The sequence below is a fragment of the Sharpea azabuensis DSM 18934 genome, from assembly GCF_000702165.1.
GTDB lineage: Bacteria > Bacillota_I > Bacilli_A > Erysipelotrichales > Coprobacillaceae > Sharpea > Sharpea azabuensis.
Genome location: NZ_JNKU01000002.1, coordinates 75,922 through 98,403, shown reverse-complemented (window position 1 = coordinate 98,403; position 22,482 = coordinate 75,922). Strand labels below are relative to the sequence as shown.

Here is a 22,482-nt window from a genome sequence, read left to right as displayed (position 1 = left end):
AAGGAAGCAGAGAACTTTTTTTAACGAAATCACAGCTGTGTTTCCAAGACATGATCTCTCTGCTTTCTTAAGTCTATTATAATGTATGCCTACAAAATAAAAGACTAGAAGTTAAATTTAAGCAACCTCTAGTCAGTACGTTTATTTAGTGAAGAGAAGAACGATACATTAATAGTCATAGCTATCAATCGTTGTTTACGAGCTTACCTTATGGATGTCTCAAGTTATAATGACTAACTTCTCTTCAGTGAAATGATATCACATCTAGATAAAATAAAAAACTAGAATTATTACTTGAATAACTTCTAGTTCTATAATACGAAGAGACATATGTTTGGTGTGCTGACAGCACCAAAAAAGAACTGCATTAAATGCGGTTCTTTCTGAGCTCTTCTCTTCTTTTTGCTTCTTCATCATAGCGTTCGATAATTCTTGCCACAACTGGATGTCTGACGACATCAAGAGCGCTTAAATAGATGAATTTGATGCCTTTGACGCCTTTAAGAAGCTTTGCAGCAACCTTCAGACCACTTTCAACACCATGTGCTAAGTCGATCTGAGTAATATCACCCGTAATGATCATTTTAGAATTAAAGCCAAGACGGGTCAGGAACATCTTCATCTGATTATTAGTTGTATTCTGTGCTTCATCTAAAATGACATAAGCATCATCAAGCGTACGTCCACGCATGTAGGCTAATGGTGCAATTTCAATAATGCCTTTTTCAATCAGTCTATCTGTCTTCTCAACGCCAAGCATATCATATAAAGCATCATAGAGTGGACGGAGGTAAGGATCAATTTTTTCTTTAAGATCACCAGGCAAGAAACCGAGTGATTCCCCTGCTTCAACAGCTGGACGCGTGAGGATGATACGTTTAACTTCATTATTCTTTAAGGCCTGCACGGCGAAGATAACTGCAAGATAGGTTTTACCTGTACCAGCTGGTCCTATTGCGAAGACAACATCATTATTTTTCAAAGAAAGATAGTAATCTCTTTGTCCGATTGTCTTTGGTGTAATCAGCTTACCGGAATGGGTTCTTGCAATCTGGATGGAATAAAGAGATTCTAAATCCTTAAGCTGATTGGATTTACTAAGCGCAATGGCACTCATAATTTCTTTTTTAGAGACACGAATATGCTTACGAATAAGCTTCAATAAATGCATAATAACATCTTCTAGTTGTTCATTTTCTTCCTGAATGATGATCTCGTTGCCTCTTACAATAATATCCGTCTTGAATTCTTCTTCAAGAATGGCAATGTTTTCTTCATTTGCTCCACAAAGGGCTTGGATTTCTTCAATTGTATAATTCGCTAATTCAAGTCTTTTTTCCATAAATGTTCACTTCCTAGTATCATTATACATGAAAAAAAGAAGGCTTTACACCTTCTTTCTTACTTTTATCTTCTTCTTTTGCGCTGATTCTTTCTAGCTGCTTCTGATTTCATTTTTCTCTTTAAACCAGGTTTAACGTAGAATTCTCTCTTACGAGCTTCAGCAAGGGTTCCTGTTCTAGATACCTGTCTTTTGAAACGACGTAAAGCGTCATCTAAAGATTCGTTTTCTCTTACTACAGTTTTAGCCATTGGACATTCCCCCCTTTACTTCTAAGATTACGTTAGTCATTATAACATCTCATTACATTAATGCAATACTTTTTTACGAATTATGAGATATTTATTCAGCCATTAGCTTTACACCAGCAGAAGCACCAATACGTGTTGCACCTGCTTCAATCATTGCCATCATTTCTTCATGTGTATGAATGCCACCTGATGCTTTTACTTGGCAACGATCGCCAACAGTCTTCTTCATCAGTTCAACTGCATGCACAGTTGCTCCGCCTTTAGAGAAGCCGGTTGATGTTTTCACAAAGTCAGCTCCAGCTTCTACAGAAAGTTCACATGCACGAATAATTTCTTCATCACTTAATAAGCATGTTTCAAGAATGACTTTAGTCACTTTTCCTGGTGTTGCATCAACAACAGCCTTGATATCATCAAGAACATACTGATCATCATGATCCTTTAAAGCTCCAACATTAATGACCATATCCACTTCCTGAGCACCATTTTCAACAGCTTCCTTAGCTTCAAATACTTTTGTAGCAGTTGTTGTTGCGCCTAATGGGAAACCAATTACAGTACAAGGCTTAACATCAGTTCCCTTTAATTCTTCAGCACAGAATTTTACCCAGCAGGCATTAACCATGACACTCGCAAAATCATATTGCTTAGCTTCATCACAGAGCTTCTTGATATCTGCTTTAGTTGCGTCCTGGGCCAAATTTGTGTGGTCAATATACTTATTATATTTCATCTTCATTTCCTCCTCTAAAGATCATATCGATAGCACTCTTGGCAACATACTTATCACCTGGATAAGGTATGTTGGATAAGCTTGATGCCATGAATTGCTCGTGACCTTTTCCCAATATTAGAATTATATCATCTTTACATGCAAGTTCAATAGCTTGCGAAATCGCAATACGGCGGTTCGTAATAATGACTGATACTGGTCTTGTGATATATTTTTGCATCTTTTCACATGCTTCTTGGATATTATCTATTCGTCCATCCTGTTCAGTTAAAATGACCTGATCACAGTATGCATTCGCAAGTCTGGCAATTTCGGCTTCTCTTTCATCGTTCCTGCTGCCACTAGGACCAAATACGGCAATAATACGGCCCTTTCCTCTTTTTACTTTTCTAGCAAACTTAAAGATATTCTTATAGGAATGAATATAGGCACAATAATCGATAAGCACATCAAATGGCTGATTTGTTTCTAAAAGCTCCATTCTTCCATCAATAGGCTTGATATACTGCAAAGCCTCAATAATCTGTTCCAATGGCATTTCCATTGATTTCAAGGCAGCAATAAGTGCTAAAACCATTGGTACATTGAAACCACCCAAGATTGGTACAGAAACATCAAACATATGACCATCAAGCAAAAGAATGAATTCAGTATGGTCGATGAACTCACGAATATCATGAGCCATAATATCAGCATGATGTTCAATGCCATATGTAATAATCTTGGCCTTAATGACTTCATTTGTCTGCAAATAGTGATTAAAGACAACCGAATCAGCATTAAGAATGACCGTATTCTTTTCGTCAAGACGAATAAACAATTTCGCATAAGCTCGCATTAAATTCTCTAATGTGCCATGAAAATCTAGATTTTCCGGATAGAGATTTGTAAATATAGCAACATCAAAATCAATAGAATCAACTCTATGGAGAGTAAGACCATAACTAGAGACTTCTAAGGATACCCCTTTGACATTGGCTTTCACCATTTCATTAAGGGTACGGTGAAGATAGATAGGTTCTGGCGTTGTATAAGGCGAATGCACAATGCGATTATCAAACTGAGAATCGTTAGTTCCCATATAGCCCATACGAATATAGTGACCAAGTACATCCCTAATCATCAAAGAAACAATTGTCTTACCACTTGTCCCTGTAACACCAAAAACAGTCATTTTGTATGAAGGATAGTCATAAAAGATATTTGCGACACGATTCAGTTCCGCCAAAACATCATTAACCTGGATATAAAGCACACCAGGATATTCACGTTTTAGCGGCTTGGAATGCACAATGCATTTTGCCCCCTGAAAGACAGCATCGTCGGCATACTTATGTCCATCCGTACTTAAGCCTTCAACACAGAAGAATATCGAATCTTTACCAACATATCTTGAATCACTATGTAAAGATAGAATTTTAAAATCTTCCTCAACATCAAATAATTCATTGATTCGTTTCATGATTTATTTTTCTCCTAAAAGATCCACCCCATCACAGGCAGTAATCTTGATATCATAAAGATGATTGAGCTTAATTGCATCATCCTTTACCTTTACACGTAAATAATTAGAAGCATGACCGATTTTATAGCCATCTTTTTCCTCTTCAAATAAAACTTCAAGAGTTCTACCAACCTGACTTAAGGCAAAGTCATGTTTCAATTCATCACTTAAAGCCATTAAACGCTTGACACGATCTTTCTTTACGTCCCCTGGCACCTGATCGGCCATCTTTGCAGCAGGTGTCCCACTACGCATTGAATATGGGAAGACATGCAGCTGATTGAAATGGCATTTCTTAATCCAGTTATAGGTATGTTCGAAGTCTTCTTCAGTTTCTCCTGGGAAGCCAACAATAACATCCGTTGTGACAGAAAGCGTTGGCAAGGCTGTCTTCAGTTTGTTGAGGTTTTCTTCAAATTCAGCTATTGTATAATGACGAGCCATACGTCTTAATGTCTCATCTGTACCTGACTGAATAGGAATATGAAGATGATCAACAATAACTGGTGAAGTGGCTATTAAGTTAATGATTTCTGGTGTCACCTGACTCATTTCGATAGAAGAGATACGTATTCTCTTTAATCCTTCTACTTTTGTCGAAAGGTCTCTTAGTAAATCACTAAAGCTATAATTTTCTAAATCCATGCCATAGCCAGCTGTATGAATGCCTGTTAAGACAATCTCGACAAAGCCCTGATTCACAAGTTCCTGCGCCTGTCTTAAGACATCTTCCGGAGCTCTTGACCGTACGCCACCGCGAGCATAAGGAATGATACAGTATGTACAGAAATTATTGCAGCCGTCCTGGATTTTCATAAAAGCTCTAGTACGGTTTTCAAACGATGTGATATTAAGCTTTTCAAATTGCTTTAGCTTCATGACATCGGAAACATCGACAATCTGTTTATGATTCACCTTATAATCTTCAATATAATCAACAATCTTCTCACGATGCTTTGTCCCGATGACAATATCAACACCTTCAATCCCTGCAACTTCACCGCTAGCTACCTGGGCATAGCAGCCCACAACCGCAATAATCGCATCAGGGTTTTCTTTTTTTGCACGTCTGATCATCTGGCGGCTTTTGGCATCGCCGGTATTTGTGACCGTACATGTATTAATGACATAGACATCAGCCTTTTCTTTCCAGTCAACGCTTTGATAGCCTCTTTTCTTAAAGAGTTCAAGCATCCCTTCTGATTCATAACTATTTACCTTACATCCTAATGTATGAAATGCTACTGTTGCCATTATTTACTCCTTAATCAATTTATGTAATTTCTTATAGACTTTCTCACTCATCAATCCTTTTTCTAACATATAATCAAGTACATCTTTATTCTTTTCTTCCATAAATAACGCAGCAATCTTCTTGACATCTTCAATCTCAATCTCTTTTTCAATTTTTGGCATTGAAAGATAAATACGATTAACAAGATCCAATGATTCTTTTTCAAGAATAAAGATCATATCCTGGTCTTTGAAGAAATAAGCAATAAAACCATCTTCGTCATAGACTTTCTCTAATGATGAAAAAGCAGTATTAAACATGTTGATGCCATAGAGATCAAGAGGCGTATGGGGATTGATTTCCATATTTCTGATCTTTTCCGCGTGTTGCTTGAGTGTTGTAAGACTATAGTCTTTGATGAACCAGCGATTGATTTCTGGTTCATATTGCGGAAGATAGATATCTAAATCACTTGTTTTCTCATAGAAGTGTGGAAGTTCTTCTAGTACTGGCGCAAGATCATTATTAAACATCTTCTGTTTTTCTTCATAGTTAATATAGTTGAATGTATCGTAATACTCGCCTCTAAATTCATCCCAGGCACGATTAATTCGCCATTCATTGTAGAAGCTACGATAAATCACTTCATAAAGAAAGAGATCCATCTCCTGTTTAATTTTAAAATCAATCTTGTGATCACTTAATAAATTCTTATGTTCTTCTATTTCTTTATAAAGCGGTGTTTTATTGAGTTTAGTAATTGTTGCTTGCTTGTTGAATTTTTCAATGAATCCCATTATTTGTTCAGCTCTCTTTCATATCCAATGACACTTAACATATAGAGTGGTGCTGTCTCACTGCGTAATATTCGCTTTCCTAAGCCACAGCGTTTAATGCCTAGTGCTTCCATTGCTTCAATTTCACTTTCATCAAAGCCGCCCTCTGGTCCAACGATGATGGTCATGGACTTAGTCACTTTAGAAAGCGCCTGATGAAATGTGCTTTCTTCATGACTTCTGCTTGCCTCCTCATAGGCGACAAGATTAACTTCGCTTAAGTACTGATCCAATGTCTTGATATTGGCAAGCTCAGTGATTTCAGGCAGTATTTCTCGTTCGCTTTGTTCAGCAGCTTCCTGAATGATGCGATTATAGCGGTCATATTTCTTTTTAAGACTCTTTGCATCAGTTCTAATAATTGAACGTTTGCACATAAATGGGACAATCCGATTTACACCAAGTTCGGTTGCTTTCTTTAGCACAAATTCAAACTTATCCCCTTTTGGCAAACCATAAACCAAGGTCACATCGATATCAAGTTCATGATCTTCATCGATACGTTTTTCTTTAATAAGTATGCCCTTTGCGACATCCGCAATTGTACAGTCATAGACATTATGATTCTCATCTATGCATACAACATGTGTTCCGTTCGTATAGCGCATAACTTTACCTATATGCTTATACATGACTTCATCAGCTTCAATGATGCCATCATGCATTTGTGTATTCTTGATAAAATATCTTTGCATAAATGTCCTCCGCTTATGTATTCTAACATTTCTCTTTCTTGAAGAAAAGCTATTCTACCACAGTGTTCACCTAAAAGCAAAAAAGCGAAGATTTCTCTTCGCTTAATTTGCCGGTCTTACAACGAATTTCTGATCATAGTCAATAACGACATGGTCGCCTTCTTTGACATTACCAGCAATCATTTCTCTTGCAAGAATCGTTTCGATATTACTCTGGATATAACGCTTAATTGGACGGGCACCAAATGTCACATCATATGCATCAGCTTCAATCTTAGCTTTAGCACGATCAGTCACACTTAAGGTAATCTTCTTTTCACTTAAACGTTCTTCAAGTTCACCAATAAACTTATCAATGATATCATATACAACAGATTCATTAAGACTGTTGAACATGATGATTTCATCTATACGGTTTAAGAATTCAGGTTTGAAGTGCGCTTTTAACTCTTCTTCAACAAGTTTTCTGTTTTCTGGTGTATTACCATTCAATAAGTATTGTGAACCAATATTACTTGTCATGATGATAATTGTATTCTTAAAGGAAACAACATTACCTTTAGAATCTGTCAAACGGCCATCATCCAACAACTGTAAGAGAATGTTGAAGACATCAGGATGGGCTTTCTCGATTTCATCAAGCAATACAATGCTGTAAGGTGCTCGACGAACAGCCTCTGTCAACTGACCACCCTCTTCATAGCCGACATATCCTGGTGGTGCACCAACAAGACGTGACACACTGAATTTCTCCATGTATTCACTCATATCAATACGGACAATATTACGTTCACTATCAAAGAGCTGTTCAGCTAAAGCCTTGGCAACTTCCGTCTTACCAACGCCAGTAGGACCAAGGAAGAGGAATGAGCCGATTGGTCTGTTTTCATCATTAATGCCTGCACGACTTCTTAAGATGGCATCCGTAACAGTCTTGATTGCTTCATCCTGTCCCATAACACGTTTCTTAAGAATGTCTTCAAGATGCAACAATTTCTCCTTTTCACTTTCCATCAGTTTACTTACTGGAATATGAGTCCAACGGGAAATGACTTCAGAAATTGTATCCACAGTCACTTTCTCCTGTAATAAGGCATCTTCTTTCTCAGCTTCCTGATGGGCAGCGATTTCTTTTTCAATAACTGGCAATGTCTGATATTTGATACGTGAGGCTTCTTCTAGATTGCCTTCTGTTTCATATTGTGACATGGCCGTTTCTAGACGCTGCTTTTCATTCTTCAATTCCTTGACATGATCAAGGCTGGATTTTTCTTCTTTCCATTTATCTGTTAAGCCAGCAATTTTTTCATTCAATGAAGCAATCTTTTCCTGGATGGATGCTAAACGTTCTTTCGTATCTTCGCTCTGATCTTCCTTTTCGATAGAAATACGTTCCATTTCCAGTCTGTTCTTATCACGTGTCAAGCTATCAAGTTCTTCAGGCATGGAGTCAATTTCCATACGCACGCTTGCACAGGCTTCATCAATTAAGTCGATGGCTTTATCTGGCAAGAAACGATCAGTAATATAACGATCACTCATATGCGCTGCCGCAATAATCGCATTATCGGTAATCTGAACACCATGATGGCTTTCAAAAGATTCCTTTAAGCCACGAAGAATCGCAATCGTATCATCGATATCAGGCTCACCAACAAGAATCTTCTGGAAACGTCTTTCAAGTGCTGGATCCTTTTCAATATATTCACGATATTCATCAAGTGTTGTGGCCCCAATACAATGTAACTCACCACGAGCAAGCATTGGTTTTAAGAGGTTGGCAGCATCCATGGCACCATCGGTCTTACCAGCACCAACAAGCTGGTGAATTTCATCGATAAACATGATGATATTACCTTCAGATTTCTTGATTTCAGCTAAGACAGCTTTTAATCTTTCCTCGAATTCACCACGATATTTTGCCCCGGCAACAAGGGAACCTAAATCAAGTTCAAACAAAGTCTTACCTTTCAATGTCTCAGGAACATCGTTCTTAAAGATACGCCAAGCTAATCCTTCAACAATGGCCGTCTTACCAACACCTGGCTCACCAATAAGAATTGGGTTATTCTTTGTCTTACGGCTAAGAATCTGGATAACACGTCTGATTTCTTCATCACGACCGATGACTGGATCAAGCTTGCCATCTCTAACATCCTGAATAAGATTACGACCATACTTCTCTAAGACTTCATAGTTGTTTTCTGGATTTGGATTATCGACATTATGTCCACCACGCATTTCATCAATGATCTTCTTTACTTGTTTTTCATTGAGATTGAATCTTCTAATGAAATCATTGATAAATGTTGTATTGGTTTTAAATAAGGCAAGAATCAAGTGTTCGACTGACATATAACTATCTTTATATTGTGTCATGATTGTATTGGCATTGCCAATTAATTGATTCAAGTCATAGCTCATGCGTAGATCATTTTCATTTACCTGACCTACATTAGGTTTTTTATTTATGGATGCATTAAGATAATCTCTTACATCATTAACTCTAATTCCTAACTTAGAGAGCACGCGATAAAAAATACCACTGGAATCTTCCAATAACGCATAAAGTAGATGTTCAACATCAATGACCTGCTGTCCTAGAGCCATTGCGGAACTTGCCGCTCTACCGAAAGCTTCCTGCATTGTCTGTGTGAATTTTTCATTCATAATATCACTCCCTTTAGCACTCTATTCTTCTTTGTGCTAACTGTATTATACAGCGATATTTAGCACTGTCAATAGGTGATTGCTAAATAATGAAAATAGTTTATCTTTTTTTCCTCATTTCCTTTATAATGATATCAAGGATGTGATAAAAATGAATATGACAAATGAAGAGATAGGTGACGTCAAGAATAGTGTGAAGAGATTATTCTTTGTCGTTGTTTCCGTTATTCTGCAGGTCATCTGGCTTGCTTATCTGATGACTGAGGTTGTTGATATATCACCTTATATTTCTGGAAGCCTACAGGTGATTGCTGTTGTCATTGCCTTGCTGATTTATGCTGGAAGACGCAATCCTGATATCAAGCTGCCATGGATTATGTTGATCTTAGTCTTTCCAGTATTAGGGGTATTGATGTTCTTGCTCTTTGATGCAAGTCTTACAACCCATGCCGTACGTAAGCATATCGAGGCAATCGATCAACAGATTGATCCTCATCTTAAACAGAACGAAGAGACACTCAGTGCATTAAAGAAAGAAGATCCTTATATGAGCAATATTGCATCATATCTTTATAAATATGCCAATGCTCCTGTTTATCGTTATAATGATGTCACTTTCTACAACAATGCTTCTGATGCCATCGAAGCACAAAAAGAGGCTTTAAAGCAGGCGAAGCGCTTCATCTTTATGGAATATCATGCCATTGAGGATGCACAGAGCTTTGCTCCCATTAAGGAAATCTTGGCTGCTAAGGCAAAAGAAGGCGTTGATGTTCGTATCTTCTATGATGATGTTGGTTCAATTGGTTTTATTAATACGGACTTTATTGAACGCATGGAAGAGCTAGGCATTCGCACCCGTGTCTTCAACAAAGTTGTTCCCTTCCTCTCCTTCTTTATGAATAACCGTGATCATCGTAAAATAACAGTTGTTGATGGACAGATTGGCTTTACGGGGGGTTATAATCTCGCAAATGAATATTTCAATCTCACGCACCCATATGGTCATTGGAAAGATACTGGTATACGTATTGAAGGCAGCGCAGTCCAGTCATTAACAGCTCTCTTTCTTGAAATGTGGAATGCGATTAAAGATGACCATGATAATATCACAAACTTTCTCTATATGACACCACACTATAAATCAGATGGTTTCATTCAGCCCTATGGTGATACACCTCTCGACCAGGAAACAACGGGCGAAGATGTTTATCTGAATATCATCAAGCGGGCAAAACATTATATTTATATCACCACACCTTATTTAATTACTACAAGCGATATGACAAGAGAACTTTCCCTTGCTGCAAAAAGAGGGGTTGATGTTAAAATCATCACCCCTGGCATTCCTGACAAGAAAACGATTTATCGCGTTACCCGCAGCTATTATCAAAATTTAGTCAGAGCCGGCGTAGAAATCTATGAATATACACCGGGATTTATGCATGCTAAGGAAATTATCTCTGATGACGAGATTGCGACATGTGGCACAATCAACTTTGATTACCGCTCGCTTTATCACCATTTTGAAAATGGTGCTGTTCTTTACAAGTGTTCATGTATCAAAGATATGATCATTGACTTCAATAACACACTTACTGAATGTAAAAATGTCACTGAAAAGTATTTACATCGCCGCGGGCGTTCAATAATTGATATTGTATTACGATTATTCGCCCCACTACTTTAGCCAGAGAAATCTGGCTTTTTTATTAGATGAAAAAAAGGATATCAATGATATCCTAAATGAGATGAAAATGCTTCATAGCATTATAGAAACCATCTTCATCAATCGAATCTGTGACATAGCCACAGACACGCTTAACTTCTTTTGGAGCATTGCCCATGGCAATTGCATGATTGACATTCTCAAGCATCTGTAAGTCATTATAGCCATCCCCTATGGCATAAGCATCATTTGGATCAATATGAAAATGTTTCATAATCATCTCAACGCCTTTCTTTTTCGTGATTGCTTTGTCATTAATTTCTCCCCCACCCTTATTGCCATTAAAGCTAAGTGGATTAACATTATAACGAGAAGAAAAATGCTTTTGGATATCTTCTATGCTTTTTGTGATCATCCCATCATCATACATACGTTTATCTTCGTACCAGTGTATCTTATTGGCATGCATGCCCTTGAAGCTTTCAACTTCCTTAAGTTGCTTGAAGAAACGGCTGCGTCTATTTTTATTGCGTTCTACTTCCGATAGACTGCCTGCCTCTTTCAATGTAATTGGCATTCTTTTAAGCTGTCTTTCTTTTTCCCCTATTCTTGTATAAAGCCCATCATTGCATTCAATGTTGTAGGGAACATGGTATTGATCAAAATAATCCGTAATCTCATCACGCTGCTCTTCAGTAAGATAATCATGGGAAACGATTTGGTTGTTGATGATGACACATCCTCCCGCAGCAGTAATGCAATTTGTCAGTCCTAGATCTTCAAGTGGTGTTGAGCGAATGCTTGGAAGAGAACGTCCCGTCGAAAGGACTGTTAATATACCATTGGCTTTAAGCAATCTGAATGCTTCATATGTACGATCAGGTATTTTATTCTTTGTCATGACCGTACCATCGGCATCATAAAATAATACTTTCATTTCATTTCACCTTCGTCTTATTATTCTATTCCATTTATTTACTATTACAAACTATTTACAGATTCAGAAAAAAGAAGTTCAGTTTTCCTGAACTCCTTTAAGCCTTATTTATTTTTTCTTAGCTTCATCTTCTTTAATGATATCATAAAGTTCATAGATGAATTTTTCAGTCTTCTCCCAGCCAAGACATGGGTCAGTGATTGAGCAGCCATATTTACCTTCTTCAACTTTCTGATTTCCATCTTCAATATAAGATTCAATCATCAAGCCTTTAACAAGCTTATGGATACGGCGTGAGACATGTCTAGAATGCATAACATCTTTCGCAATACGAATCTGTTCTTGATATTTTTTTCCGCTATTGGCATGATTGCAGTCAACAATAACAGCAGGATTCTCTAAGCCTTCCTTCTTATAGAGATTATAGACTTCTTTCAATGTCTCATAATGATAATTAGGCATAGAGTTACCAAATTTATCAACATATCCTCTTAAAATCGCATGAGCATATGGATTACCAGGTGTCTGAACTTCCCAGCCACGATATATAAAACGCTGTGGCGCCTGAGCAGCTGTGATTGAGTTCATCATGACATTCAGATCACCACCAGTAGGATTCTTCATGCCAGCTGGAATACCAACACCACTTGCAACAAGACGATGTTCCTGGTCTTCAACTGAACGTGCACCTAAGGCAACATAGCTTAATACATCGGATAAGTAACGATGGTTCTGAGGATAAAGCATCTCTTCAGCACAAGTGAAGCCTGTTTCTTTAATAACACGAATATGCATATGTCTAATAGCTAGCAGCCCTTCAAGCATATCTTCTGGCTTTTCAGGATCTGGCTGATGAAGCATGCCTTTATATCCCTTACCAACAGTTCTAGGTTTATTTGTATAAACTCTAGGGATGATAAAGATTTTATCTTTGACTTTTTCATAGACACCTCTTAAGCGATGCATATAATCGAGAACAGCTTCTTCATTATCTGCTGAACATGGGCCAATAATAAGTAAGAATTTGTCTGATTTACCTGTAAATATATCGGCAATCTCCTGGTCATTTGCCTTTTTGATTGCTTCTAGGTCTTCAGTGAGAGGATATTGTGCTTTGACTTCCTGTGGTATAGGTAGTTTTCTCACGAATTCCATAGTCATTGATTCCATTATACGTTCCTCCTTATAATTACTACCTATCATACACGAATTTAAGAATAAGAAAAGAATTTATTTCACATTTTCATTAATTTCATAAAATCCAATAAATATATTTCGATAAAGCAAAAGAATCCTACTTTATTTTGGATTCTTCTTGAATAAAATACAGACGCGAAGCAAAGTCCTGGAAATAACGAACCTGCTCACTATAGCCATTCGCACTAAATGCCTGCTTTAAGTTAACACCATACATCAGGACACTTCCTGATGTATGAACATCTTCCACTTCACCTGGCATTTTCACAAACTTTGCAACGACATAATGAGCCAAAGAGTCTTGTTTAATATGAATTGGTGAAGCTGTATTAATAAGATCACCAAAAAGCTTTACATTATATTGCTTCTCTTGATTAAAGAAATGATAATGGCTTTCTTCCTTTAATCCTCTAGCAATAAACTGATGGTACTGACGGTTAGGTGAAACAAGTTCCTGCATGATCATTCCCATTGCTTCCTTTTGATCACTGCTGACGACACACCAGTTATGAAGATCTTGTTTGATACGATAGAATGTTCCAAACTGGAATGTATGACGATATGCTTTATATTGGGCAATTTGATTTTTGATTTCCTCAAATGCCTCATTTGATAGATCAGCAAGATTTGTTTCATAGCCTAAAATACCAAAGCATGCAATATTATATCTTGTATCAAGAGGGGCTGTCCGCAACGTCTGGTGATTAGGCGTAGAAGAGACATGATTTGAAATGACTGATAGCGGATAGCCATATGTATAACTGTTTTGTATATGATAGCGGCATAATGCATCCGTATTATCACTTGCCCAGATCTGTGGCATATAACAAAGCATTCCCAAATCAAATCGATTCCCTCCCGAAGCACAGCCTTCAAAAAGAATATCAGGAAAGGCTTTTGTCAGGTTGTCTAAAAGCTTATAGAGGCCAATAATATAGCGATGGAACACTTCCTGCTGCTGGCTTGAAGGAAGATATTGCGAATAAATATCGCTGAAAGTACGATTCATATCCCATTTAACATACTTGATGTTGGCACTGGAAAAGAGCTCACTCATCACATCCGTAAGATAACCCACAACTTCAGGATTGCATAAATCAAGAATGCGCTGATGTCGACCCTCAGACTGATTATGACCAGGTATTTCAATCGTCCATTCTTTATGTGAACGATACAACGAAGAATCAACATTCACCATTTCCGGTTCAACCCAGATACCAAAATCAAGCCCTATCTCATTGATTTTATCGACAAGATGCTTTAAGCCATGGGGCAGTTTCTTAGGATCATATTGCCAGTCACCTAAAGAAGACTGGTCGTTGTCACGCTTGCCAAACCAGCCATCATCCATGACAAAGAGTTCAATGCCTGCCTTTTTGGCTGCTTTAGCTTGTCTCAATAGCTTTTGTTCATTAATCTTAAAATAATTGGCTTCCCATGAATTCAATAATATGGGACGCTCTTTATGTTGCCATGTTCCCCTGACAATACAGTCATTGATAAAGGCATGCATGTGTTTGCTCATGTCATTAAAGCCATGAGAGCTATAGCACATGATGGCTTCACATGATTCGAAGCTATCGCTTTGCTTAAGAAGGAATGAGAAATTCTGAGGATTAATTCCTGCAATAAATCTCATCTTACCATAGCTTGTTACTTCAACTGCTTCATAATGGTTCCCACTGTAGATAAGATTCAGGCCATAAACATCACCATCATCTTCGGTTGTATGTTTGCCTGAAAGCATGACAAAGGGATTAGCTCTTGAGGAAGAGCATCCTGTAAGAGAAGCATTAATATGGATCCCACTCTCTATAATATGATCATGTCTGTTCATTTCATTGGTCCAGTTGCCATTAAATGTTGTCAAGACATAGTTGTGATTAGAAAAGTCCAGCTGTGTACTCATCAGGCGATTGACCTTGATTTCTTCATCACTATTGTTGATGACAACAGCGCGTCTTGTAATAATATCATATTCTGGATAGACGTTGTAATAGAGCTTTAGGATGACTGCATAAGCTTCATCAACTAATGTGACCTCAAGTTCTTCTTTATTATTGAGGGCATAAGGTAAAGTCCGGATAGGTGTATGGGATGTATTAATCTTTGCTTCTTGAAAAAGGAAGTCATTTGTACTTGAGCCATCAGCATGAATAATCTCCACAAAGGGAATACGGATGTCCCCCTTGCCTATCATTCCTGCTTCAAGACGCATATCTTCAAGAGAATATTCAGGATGCTCTTCATCATAGATATTGGTATTTCCTGGTGCGAAGGCATGTTGTTCGATTAATGGTTCAATATCCTTTGAAGATGAGACTGCAAGCTTCTTGCCATAATAGAGATGTTCAAGCTGCTTTGTTGGTAAAAGGCGAAAGATATAGGATGTATGTGCTGTTTCAAGAACAAAGCTTTGATCGTATTGTTTTATCATACTAAGCCTCTTTATTTTTGATTTTCTTAGTGATTTCATCCATCTTTTCTGCTGTCAGGATATATTTTTTCTTGAAGAAAAGTATACCGAATACAAGTCCGATAATAGGAATGATTGTCATTGTCATACGTAAGCCAACAATAGAACTTGTGGCCATCTTGACGACATGCGCCGACTGGCTAGAATTGCCAAAATGGAAGATGGCAAGAGCAAGAGCAGCAACAAGTGCCGCTACGCCACTTGCAAGCTTAACAACAAATGTCTGCATAGAGAAGATGACTGATTCATCTCTACGTCCATTCTTATATTCTCCATAATCAACAGTATTGGCTAAAAAGATTGTTGTAAGAACCATCAGCATGCCATTAGCCGCAAAAATCAAAAAGCCAGGAATGAATAATAAAGCAACATTATTCATCGAAGTAAAGGTAAGTGCTAATAAAACAATATAGCCAACAATCGCCATCATCAAAGATAACATGAAAATCTTCATCGTACTCATGAACTTTCTTAAAAGTGGGAAAAGCAGCATCATGGCTAAGATCTGCATAGCTCCACCAAAAGTATTAAAGACAGTATAGCTTTTATACCAGTTGGCACCACCAAAGTCATATTTGAAGAAATAAATAAGTAAGTTGGAAGTAATATAAATTGATAAGTTAACAATAACAATTGTCATAACAATTGCTAAGGCTTGATCGTTTGCGAAAAGACTCTTAAACATATCTTTTACGCTGGCTGTTTCCATATCAACTGTTGATGTCTCTTTAATATTGATACAAGCAATTGTTTCAAATACAACAAAGAACAAAGCAATAATAAGACCGAACCATTTAAAACCTACAATCTCATTACCAGAACCTAAAGAATAGACACACATCATTGTAAAAATAGAAATCAGTGCAGAACCAACTCCAGAACAGCTACGGGCAAAAGCAGAAGTATTCTCACGATCCGCACCGGGTTCAGTAAAAGCAGGAACCATACTCCAGAATGGAATATCCATCATGGTATAAGTGACACCCCACAAGATATAGATGATTGCAGCATAGGCAATCAGTGCCCCACCCTTCAAGGAAGTAGGTGTGGCAAACAATGCATAAAGAACGATCGCATTAAGAAGTGTACCGGAGAATAGCCAAGGTCTAAACTTACCCCATCTTGTCTTTGTCTTAGCGACAATTACGCCCATAATGGGGTCATTAAAAGCATCAAAGACTCTTGCGATAAGAAGGATGATCCCCATAGCTACTGCATCGATATGCAGTAAGTCCTGATAATAATAAAGCACGTAGCTAGCTGAAAGCATATAGACCATATCTTTTCCAACAGCACCTAATCCATAGCTCAGCTTCCCTTTCATGCTCAGTTTCTTTTCATTTGTCTCCATTATTGTTCTCCTCTCTTTTGTTTCATAGCTAGTTCAATGACTTTGTAGGCTCCATCATAGATGCCAATTGATTTATTTGTAATAATATTGTTGCACATATCAATTAGGAAATGATCATCCTTCATGAAAAGCTCAAGCATCTGTAAAGTATGAGGAATATCTCTTGTCTCTAGCGTACCATCACCAATCTCTGCAGAATGAATTGCACCCCACATTTCATGCTTTCCAACACGTTTAATAAAGAGCTTTGGTACAGGATAGAAAGCGAGTTCACTTGGCTTAGTGACAAGGACATCGCAGCTTCTCATAAGCAGATTGGTGATATAAACTGCTTGGAAGATATTATGATGATAGAAGGCATGAATACCTTCAACCTTGCCATCAATCGCTTCTTTCGCAAAGGCTGTTGCTTCTTCCCAGTCATCCATATGTTCATGAACATGTGCCTTCATTTCTGGTATTTCATCACACAACTCATCCCATACATTGCGATAATCACCAACATTGACATAGAGCACAGCTTCATCTTTATTGATATAAGGTAAGAGATATTTTATGATAGCCGCAAAGATTTCCTTCTGGGCGCCAGCTCCACCAATCGTCAGCAAGAAACGCATGGCTTCATGATTTTCCTTTCGATCTATTCGTCTTTGACAGTCATCCTCAATATTAACCACAAGCTCGTGATCAATGTAGTGTCCAGTATAAACAATATCCTGACTATTCATCGGGCGCAGGACCTTATCTTTATTCATGCCATTTAAGACACGGTATCCTAAATAGGCATTATGACATTGAATTGTATGAACTGCGCCTTCAGACAAATGCAAAGCCATTGGCCAGTTATCTGGAATTGCTTCCACGACATATTTCATTCCTGCATGAATAGCAGCCTGTGCAGGCCAGCAATGTGTCCCAACAACAGGAATATCTTTAGGTACATTCCTAAATACAGGAGCCATGAGTTCAGCATTCTTCTGATCACTGGCATTATAGCTAAGCTTTCTAAAGCCTTCATAGTTCATTGGTTCCCAAACAAACTTGTTGAAAAGCTTAAAGCGGGAAAGACGTGAACCTAATGAATAGAGGTCATTCTGAGCAGAAATCACTTTCGTACATGTTGTCTGTGGGTAGCTGTTGAGATCCATCCAGTATGGCTTATAGCCCAAAGCCTTGGCACAGCTTGCCATCGCCATAGAAATACGGTAATGACCAAATCCCATTCTGATATTTCCGACAATAACTCCTTGTTTTTCATCAAACGTATCACTTTCTACATCCTTACCAGATAGTTCTTCTGGTAGGAGCACATCATAAAGATTAATAACATTCCCTAATACTTCATTCTTCTTTATACGAATGGGGTAATTAACCTGACTATCATCACCAAATTTCTTAATAAACTTACGCTTTGATTTAAGAGCTTTCTTGTAATCTTTGTCACTAATTGTATTTCCAAAAATAACCTTACTTTTATCTTCCATTATTTCTTAATTCCCTCCATTAAAATATGAACTACCATCTCTAGTCCTTCGCTATAAGATAAGTGATTAGCCTTTAGTACATCACGTTTAAAGAAGCGTTCAAGACTCGCTTCAAACATTGCCTTGAAGATGGGAATATTGATGTCTTTGATGACACCTTCTTCCTTGCCTTTTTCAAGCAGGGTAATCGTGCTTTCCCATCCTGTTTCTAAGCCCTTCTCTACTTCTTTGTAGGCTTGGGGATATTTTGCTTTCAGATCATAAAGACTTGCGAGATCTAGGTCCTTATACCCCTCTGGCAAAACAGACAAGAGCTTTTCAAGCTTATCTGTCGTCGATAAGCTATTATCTTGAATAACCGCCTCTTCACTCGCCTTAATGCGTTCAAATGAGTATTTGACCATTTCCTTGATTAATGAATTCTTGTTCTGTGTTACTGTATAGATTGTTTTTTTAGAAATAGAGAGCTTTTTAGCAATATCATCCATCGTAAACTTTATGCCCTTTTCTTTGAATACATCTATGGTTGCTTGTAACACGTTTTCTTTTAGATCTTCCATGTGCTACTCCTTTGGAAACTATTACAATCTTTACAGTTTCCATTCTAGCATTTTATGTAAGCGATTGCAAGAAACTAAATATTTCTTCTTAGTTTCCTTTGCATAACAAAAAAGACCATCCTTGGATGGTCTTAAGAAGCATGTGTCTTAAGTTGTTTCAATGAGAAAACAACAAGAATCAATGAACCAATAAGTGTCATGATAAGTCCAGCTATAAGCATAATAGACAAGCCAAAACAGTCCTGTAATAGTCCACCCATGACATTACCCATAAAAGAACCTAATCCGGTTGACATCATAGAAATCATTGTTTGTCCCATCATTTCATGTTTTATATCAATATGGTCGGAAACATAGTAAGTTATTGTTGCAGTAAACAGGCCATAGCTAGCTCCTTGCGAAAGCATGCCCAATATTAAAATAGGTAAATTAGGTGCAAGGCATATCAAGAGATTACGTACAAGATACATTATTCCTGCTACAACAAATAGCTGTTCACTCTTAAAATGTTTGAGCAGTGTATGAGTTATTGCCATAAAAGGCAGTTCACTTGCAGCCATGGCAAAGACCGCAATGCCATAGAATGATGTTGTGCCTCCTAGACTCTTGACGATGTTAATGAGGTATGTAGAAAGCATGGCAGAAGCACCAAAGGTGATACCAAAGCCTAGAAGAATGACAAAATAGAAACGATATGTTTTTATGAACTTGAATACAGAGATATGAGTATCAGTCTTTGCATCACTATTGATTGCTATTTCTTCAATCGTATACAAGTCAACCAACAGCAACACCATACCAACAACAAAGAACAAGACAAGCAATGATGGATTGATCTTATCTACAAGAAGACCAAGCGAGAATGCTGTTGTCGCATAAGCAATTGAGCCTAAGCCACGAGCTAAGCCAAAATTAATATAATGCCCTACTTTTAAATGATTCATACAAATCATTGAAAGCAAAGGGACACAAGCATAGCTCAATGTAATAATGGAGATATCGAGTATCATGATGATAACAGCAGGTAGTTTTAGGAAAGTAATCAATAAGAATATCAACATCTGATAGATAATAATGATTGTCAAGAGCTTATTGATGGTAAGATGTTCTATTTGCCCAATCAGACCACTGACAAATGGTCCTACAACAACAGATAAAATACAGCCCATACCTGTAACAATGCCTATTTCTGTATTGCTGAGTCCTTTCCATTGCAAAAAGACAGCAATATAACCTGTTAATGAACATGTGGCAACCCAATAGAGCATCTGTACTAAATTATATTTCATTTGTAAACGTTTCATAACCAAGCACCTCTTCAACAACAATAACTATAATTAAAAATGTTCAGTAAATGTGCTATTTTCTAAAATAGAAATTTTCTTTCCGCATACTTTTCATCTCATTAAAGACAAAAAAGACAGTTTTTCACTGCCTTATTTCAATCATCAATTCAACATTCCATATTAACTTCAATAGTATTATTATAGGCTGACACACTAGCATAAGCACCAATGACTAAAGGCATATTAGGATTGATATGACCGATATCAGCATCCATAATAATTGGTACTCCATACTTTTCTAACGGTTCATAGACAGCATTATATTGATTAACACCCATAATTTCCATCTGACGAGCTGTCAACGGTCTTCCAATCACAAAGCCAGCTGTATTTTTAAACCATCCTGCTTCATCAAGTTCCCATATAGCTCTTCTAATCCCCATTGGATTAAGGTCACATGCTTCAAGAACCCAGATGATTTTCTTATAACGAACAAACTTCTTTACTTCGTCAAATCTTGTCCCACATAGGTTTGCAAGAACATCAAGACATCCCCCTAATAGCATCCCTTTCATATTAATAGGCATATTATGGACTTCTTGCATTGATCCTTTTACTGGTAAATAATTATGAAGAATCTTAGGTGTATCAAGATGATATTTTTCATGATCAGCTAAATGCAAATAGCCTTTTTCAGGCGAAGCAAACTTCTCATAGCCATAAACCTTCTTGATTTTACCTTCCATTATTCCTAATGTATCTTCTTCTCGACGTGTAAGCGGTATACGAAAGTCAGGTACAACCGGTCCATAAATAGCAGCAGTATTGCAAAGCGTTGCGAGAGTGAAGACCATATTGGTATTATCCGATATCCCGACAAACCATTTGGGCTTTGCCCTTTTCAGCTTTCTAAAATCAACATGGGAGATTGTTTCACACATGAGTTCTCCCCCACCAGCCGCAATGATGGCTTTAATATTGTCATCTAGATAGAAGTCCATGAGTTCTTTTGCCGCATCATATGGATTTGTTGCAATCCCTTTACCGTCCTCTAAATAACAAGTCTTGCCAATAATGACTTTATAGCCACGCTTAATCAAAACATCCCTTGCATCATGCATCATGCTTCTTGCCGGTTCGCTTGCGCAGGAACATGATGGTGCACTAAAAGCTATCGTATCCCCCGGTTTAATATATTCAGGTATTCGCATTTCTTCATTCTCCTCATTTCGACTGAACGCTTTCAGCCCTCTTGTATTGATTTCATAAAGGTCATGACTTTATTGAGCATAGCCCCATTTTCTATCAACTCTACTCACCATTTCTGTATTTGCTGCATAGGCAATCATATTATGTCTTACAATCTTATAGAGATTCTTAAGGGTGATATCAAGCTGATAGCCACCAGTAATATGTGGTGTAATATATAAGTTGTCTATATGCCATAAAGGACTATTTGCAGGTAATGGCTCTTCTTCTAGAACATCTAGCCAAATGCCTAAAAATTGGTTGGCAACATCTTTCAAGATACTTGTATCAAGAACATTACCTCTTCCTACATTCATCAATATGGCATCTTTTTTACAAGAACTCAGAATCTCCTTATTAAAAAGATGGTAAGTATGTTTAGAGGCAGGCAGACTAATGGCAATAACATCAGCCAAAGCGACTTCTCTTTTTAAGGCATCGATCGTATACATCTCATCAAAGCCTTCAATATCCCCTTCTCTTCTTCGCATGCCAACAATATGACCGCCCAAGTCTTTCGCACGTTTCGCAAATTGCTTGCCGATATCACCCGTACCAACCACGAGAATACGCTTGCCTATTGGTGAGATTACACGACCTTCGTTAATCCAGCGCTGATTTTCTTGATCTTTATAATAAGCTGGGATGCGCTTCATGATATTAAGCATCATGGCAATCATGTATTCACTAATGGCAATGCCATATGAACCCGTTGCACAAGTCAGCAAGCACTTTCTATCAAGAACATTCAAATATTGGTTGACCCCTGCACTCTCACTTTGAAACCATTCCAGATTTTCATCTTTAAGCAGTGATGGCTCAATATTACCAACAACTGCATCAGCATTCTTGATATCTTCTTTAGTAATATCAGCCTTATCTTTAAATATGACATCTAATCCTGCAATGTCATGTAATTGATTATTTTCTTCCTGAGTAAAATCCGTTATTGTCATTAATACTTTTTTCATAAACACACCTACTTTCAGGTTTCATTATACTATAGGTT

At 37.5% G+C, this 22,482-nt stretch carries 18 protein-coding genes; 1 reads left to right on the top strand and 17 read right to left on the bottom strand.

Translation table 11 applies throughout. From position 1 onward, the window contains the following. Window positions 1-367: 367 nt before the first annotated feature. The 8 genes from T529_RS0101015 to clpB all read right to left on the bottom strand — a co-directional run bounded on the left by T529_RS0101015 (window position 368) and on the right by clpB (window position 9,265). Window positions 368-1,342 (bottom strand): PhoH family protein, encoded by a 975-nt coding sequence (locus T529_RS0101015; protein WP_033161746.1) that lies wholly within the window; start codon window positions 1,340-1,342, stop codon window positions 368-370. Window positions 1,343-1,407: 65 nt separating this feature from the next. Further along, complete coding sequence (gene rpsU, locus T529_RS0101010; RefSeq protein ID WP_033161745.1) at window positions 1,408-1,593, bottom strand: 30S ribosomal protein S21; 186 nt, start codon at window positions 1,591-1,593, stop codon at window positions 1,408-1,410. 91 nt (window positions 1,594-1,684) lie between these two features. Continuing rightward, window positions 1,685-2,326, bottom strand: coding sequence for a deoxyribose-phosphate aldolase (gene deoC / locus T529_RS0101005; RefSeq protein WP_033161744.1), 642 nt, complete (start codon window positions 2,324-2,326; stop codon window positions 1,685-1,687). After that, on the bottom strand, window positions 2,316-3,788 hold the full coding sequence (locus tag T529_RS0101000) for a Mur ligase family protein (protein ID WP_033161743.1): 1,473 nt from the start codon (window positions 3,786-3,788) through the stop codon (window positions 2,316-2,318). Before T529_RS0101000 ends, deoC begins: the two co-directional genes overlap by 11 nt. Window positions 3,789-3,791: 3 nt before the next feature. Next, window positions 3,792-5,084, bottom strand: a complete 1,293-nt coding sequence (mtaB, locus tag T529_RS0100995) for a tRNA (N(6)-L-threonylcarbamoyladenosine(37)-C(2))-methylthiotransferase MtaB (RefSeq protein WP_033161742.1) — start codon at window positions 5,082-5,084, stop codon at window positions 3,792-3,794. Between the two features lie 3 nt (window positions 5,085-5,087). Next, on the bottom strand, window positions 5,088-5,861 hold the full coding sequence (locus tag T529_RS0100990) for a hypothetical protein (protein WP_033161741.1): 774 nt from the start codon (window positions 5,859-5,861) through the stop codon (window positions 5,088-5,090). After that, entirely contained in the window at window positions 5,861-6,595 is a 735-nt protein-coding gene (locus T529_RS0100985; protein WP_033161740.1) for an RsmE family RNA methyltransferase, read from the bottom strand. The genes T529_RS0100990 and T529_RS0100985 overlap by 1 nt, the downstream gene beginning before the upstream one ends. Window positions 6,596-6,697: 102 nt before the next feature. Next, window positions 6,698-9,265: an ATP-dependent chaperone ClpB gene (gene clpB / locus T529_RS0100980; RefSeq protein WP_033161739.1), complete on the bottom strand. Its 2,568-nt coding sequence runs from the start codon at window positions 9,263-9,265 to the stop codon at window positions 6,698-6,700. A gap of 151 nt (window positions 9,266-9,416) precedes the next feature. Here clpB and cls point away from each other — a divergent pair, with 151 nt between their 5' ends. After that, window positions 9,417-10,955, top strand: coding sequence for a cardiolipin synthase (cls, locus tag T529_RS0100975; RefSeq protein ID WP_033161738.1), 1,539 nt, complete (start codon window positions 9,417-9,419; stop codon window positions 10,953-10,955). A gap of 52 nt (window positions 10,956-11,007) precedes the next feature. Here cls and T529_RS0100970 read toward each other — a convergent pair whose 3' ends face one another. The 9 genes from T529_RS0100970 to T529_RS0100930 form a co-directional block, all read right to left on the bottom strand. Continuing rightward, a complete protein-coding gene (locus T529_RS0100970) occupies window positions 11,008-11,871 on the bottom strand; it encodes an HAD-IIB family hydrolase (protein ID WP_033161737.1) in 864 nt (287 codons plus the stop codon). A gap of 108 nt (window positions 11,872-11,979) precedes the next feature. Continuing rightward, on the bottom strand, window positions 11,980-13,041 hold the full coding sequence (locus tag T529_RS0100965; RefSeq protein WP_033161736.1) for a 3-deoxy-7-phosphoheptulonate synthase: 1,062 nt from the start codon (window positions 13,039-13,041) through the stop codon (window positions 11,980-11,982). Between the two features lie 124 nt (window positions 13,042-13,165). Then, the gene (locus tag T529_RS0100960; protein WP_033161735.1) at window positions 13,166-15,505 is read right to left on the bottom strand and encodes an alpha-galactosidase; all 2,340 of its coding nucleotides are present in this window, start codon (window positions 15,503-15,505) and stop codon (window positions 13,166-13,168) included. A gap of 1 nt (window position 15,506) precedes the next feature. Further along, complete coding sequence (locus T529_RS0100955) at window positions 15,507-16,895, bottom strand: glycoside-pentoside-hexuronide (GPH):cation symporter (protein ID WP_033161734.1); 1,389 nt, start codon at window positions 16,893-16,895, stop codon at window positions 15,507-15,509. Further along, complete coding sequence (locus T529_RS0100950; RefSeq protein WP_033161733.1) at window positions 16,895-18,379, bottom strand: DUF6937 domain-containing protein; 1,485 nt, start codon at window positions 18,377-18,379, stop codon at window positions 16,895-16,897. The genes T529_RS0100955 and T529_RS0100950 overlap by 1 nt, the downstream gene beginning before the upstream one ends. After that, window positions 18,379-18,939, bottom strand: coding sequence for a TetR/AcrR family transcriptional regulator (locus tag T529_RS0100945; protein WP_033161732.1), 561 nt, complete (start codon window positions 18,937-18,939; stop codon window positions 18,379-18,381). Before T529_RS0100945 ends, T529_RS0100950 begins: the two co-directional genes overlap by 1 nt. 131 nt (window positions 18,940-19,070) lie before the next feature. Beyond that, window positions 19,071-20,243 carry an MFS transporter gene (locus T529_RS0100940; RefSeq protein ID WP_033161731.1) on the bottom strand — a complete coding sequence of 391 codons (1,173 nt, stop codon included), beginning with the start codon at window positions 20,241-20,243 and terminating at the stop codon, window positions 19,071-19,073. Between the two features lie 149 nt (window positions 20,244-20,392). Beyond that, window positions 20,393-21,436 carry an LD-carboxypeptidase gene (locus tag T529_RS0100935; protein ID WP_033161730.1) on the bottom strand — a complete coding sequence of 348 codons (1,044 nt, stop codon included), beginning with the start codon at window positions 21,434-21,436 and terminating at the stop codon, window positions 20,393-20,395. Window positions 21,437-21,505: 69 nt separating this feature from the next. After that, on the bottom strand, window positions 21,506-22,444 hold the full coding sequence (locus tag T529_RS0100930) for a D-2-hydroxyacid dehydrogenase (protein ID WP_033161729.1): 939 nt from the start codon (window positions 22,442-22,444) through the stop codon (window positions 21,506-21,508). Window positions 22,445-22,482 lie beyond the last annotated feature (38 nt).

Excerpts from the sequence above, each read along its gene's own strand:
- T529_RS0101015 (WP_033161746.1), bottom strand. The coding sequence starts at position 1,342 with ATGGAAAAAAGACTTGAATTAGCGAATTATACAATTGAAGAAATCCAA.
- rpsU (WP_033161745.1), bottom strand. The coding sequence starts at position 1,593 with ATGGCTAAAACTGTAGTAAGAGAAAACGAATCTTTAGATGACGCTTTA.
- deoC (WP_033161744.1), bottom strand. The coding sequence starts at position 2,326 with ATGAAATATAATAAGTATATTGACCACACAAATTTGGCCCAGGACGCA.
- T529_RS0101000 (WP_033161743.1), bottom strand. The coding sequence starts at position 3,788 with ATGAAACGAATCAATGAATTATTTGATGTTGAGGAAGATTTTAAAATT.
- mtaB (WP_033161742.1), bottom strand. The coding sequence starts at position 5,084 with ATGGCAACAGTAGCATTTCATACATTAGGATGTAAGGTAAATAGTTAT.
- T529_RS0100990 (WP_033161741.1), bottom strand. The coding sequence starts at position 5,861 with ATGGGATTCATTGAAAAATTCAACAAGCAAGCAACAATTACTAAACTC.
- T529_RS0100985 (WP_033161740.1), bottom strand. The coding sequence starts at position 6,595 with ATGCAAAGATATTTTATCAAGAATACACAAATGCATGATGGCATCATT.
- clpB (WP_033161739.1), bottom strand. The coding sequence starts at position 9,265 with ATGAATGAAAAATTCACACAGACAATGCAGGAAGCTTTCGGTAGAGCG.
- cls (WP_033161738.1), top strand. The coding sequence starts at position 9,417 with ATGAATATGACAAATGAAGAGATAGGTGACGTCAAGAATAGTGTGAAG.
- T529_RS0100970 (WP_033161737.1), bottom strand. The coding sequence starts at position 11,871 with ATGAAAGTATTATTTTATGATGCCGATGGTACGGTCATGACAAAGAAT.
- T529_RS0100965 (WP_033161736.1), bottom strand. The coding sequence starts at position 13,041 with ATGGAATCAATGACTATGGAATTCGTGAGAAAACTACCTATACCACAG.
- T529_RS0100960 (WP_033161735.1), bottom strand. The coding sequence starts at position 15,505 with ATGATAAAACAATACGATCAAAGCTTTGTTCTTGAAACAGCACATACA.
- T529_RS0100955 (WP_033161734.1), bottom strand. The coding sequence starts at position 16,895 with ATGGAGACAAATGAAAAGAAACTGAGCATGAAAGGGAAGCTGAGCTAT.
- T529_RS0100950 (WP_033161733.1), bottom strand. The coding sequence starts at position 18,379 with ATGGAAGATAAAAGTAAGGTTATTTTTGGAAATACAATTAGTGACAAA.
- T529_RS0100945 (WP_033161732.1), bottom strand. The coding sequence starts at position 18,939 with ATGGAAGATCTAAAAGAAAACGTGTTACAAGCAACCATAGATGTATTC.
- T529_RS0100940 (WP_033161731.1), bottom strand. The coding sequence starts at position 20,243 with ATGAAACGTTTACAAATGAAATATAATTTAGTACAGATGCTCTATTGG.
- T529_RS0100935 (WP_033161730.1), bottom strand. The coding sequence starts at position 21,436 with ATGCGAATACCTGAATATATTAAACCGGGGGATACGATAGCTTTTAGT.
- T529_RS0100930 (WP_033161729.1), bottom strand. The coding sequence starts at position 22,444 with ATGAAAAAAGTATTAATGACAATAACGGATTTTACTCAGGAAGAAAAT.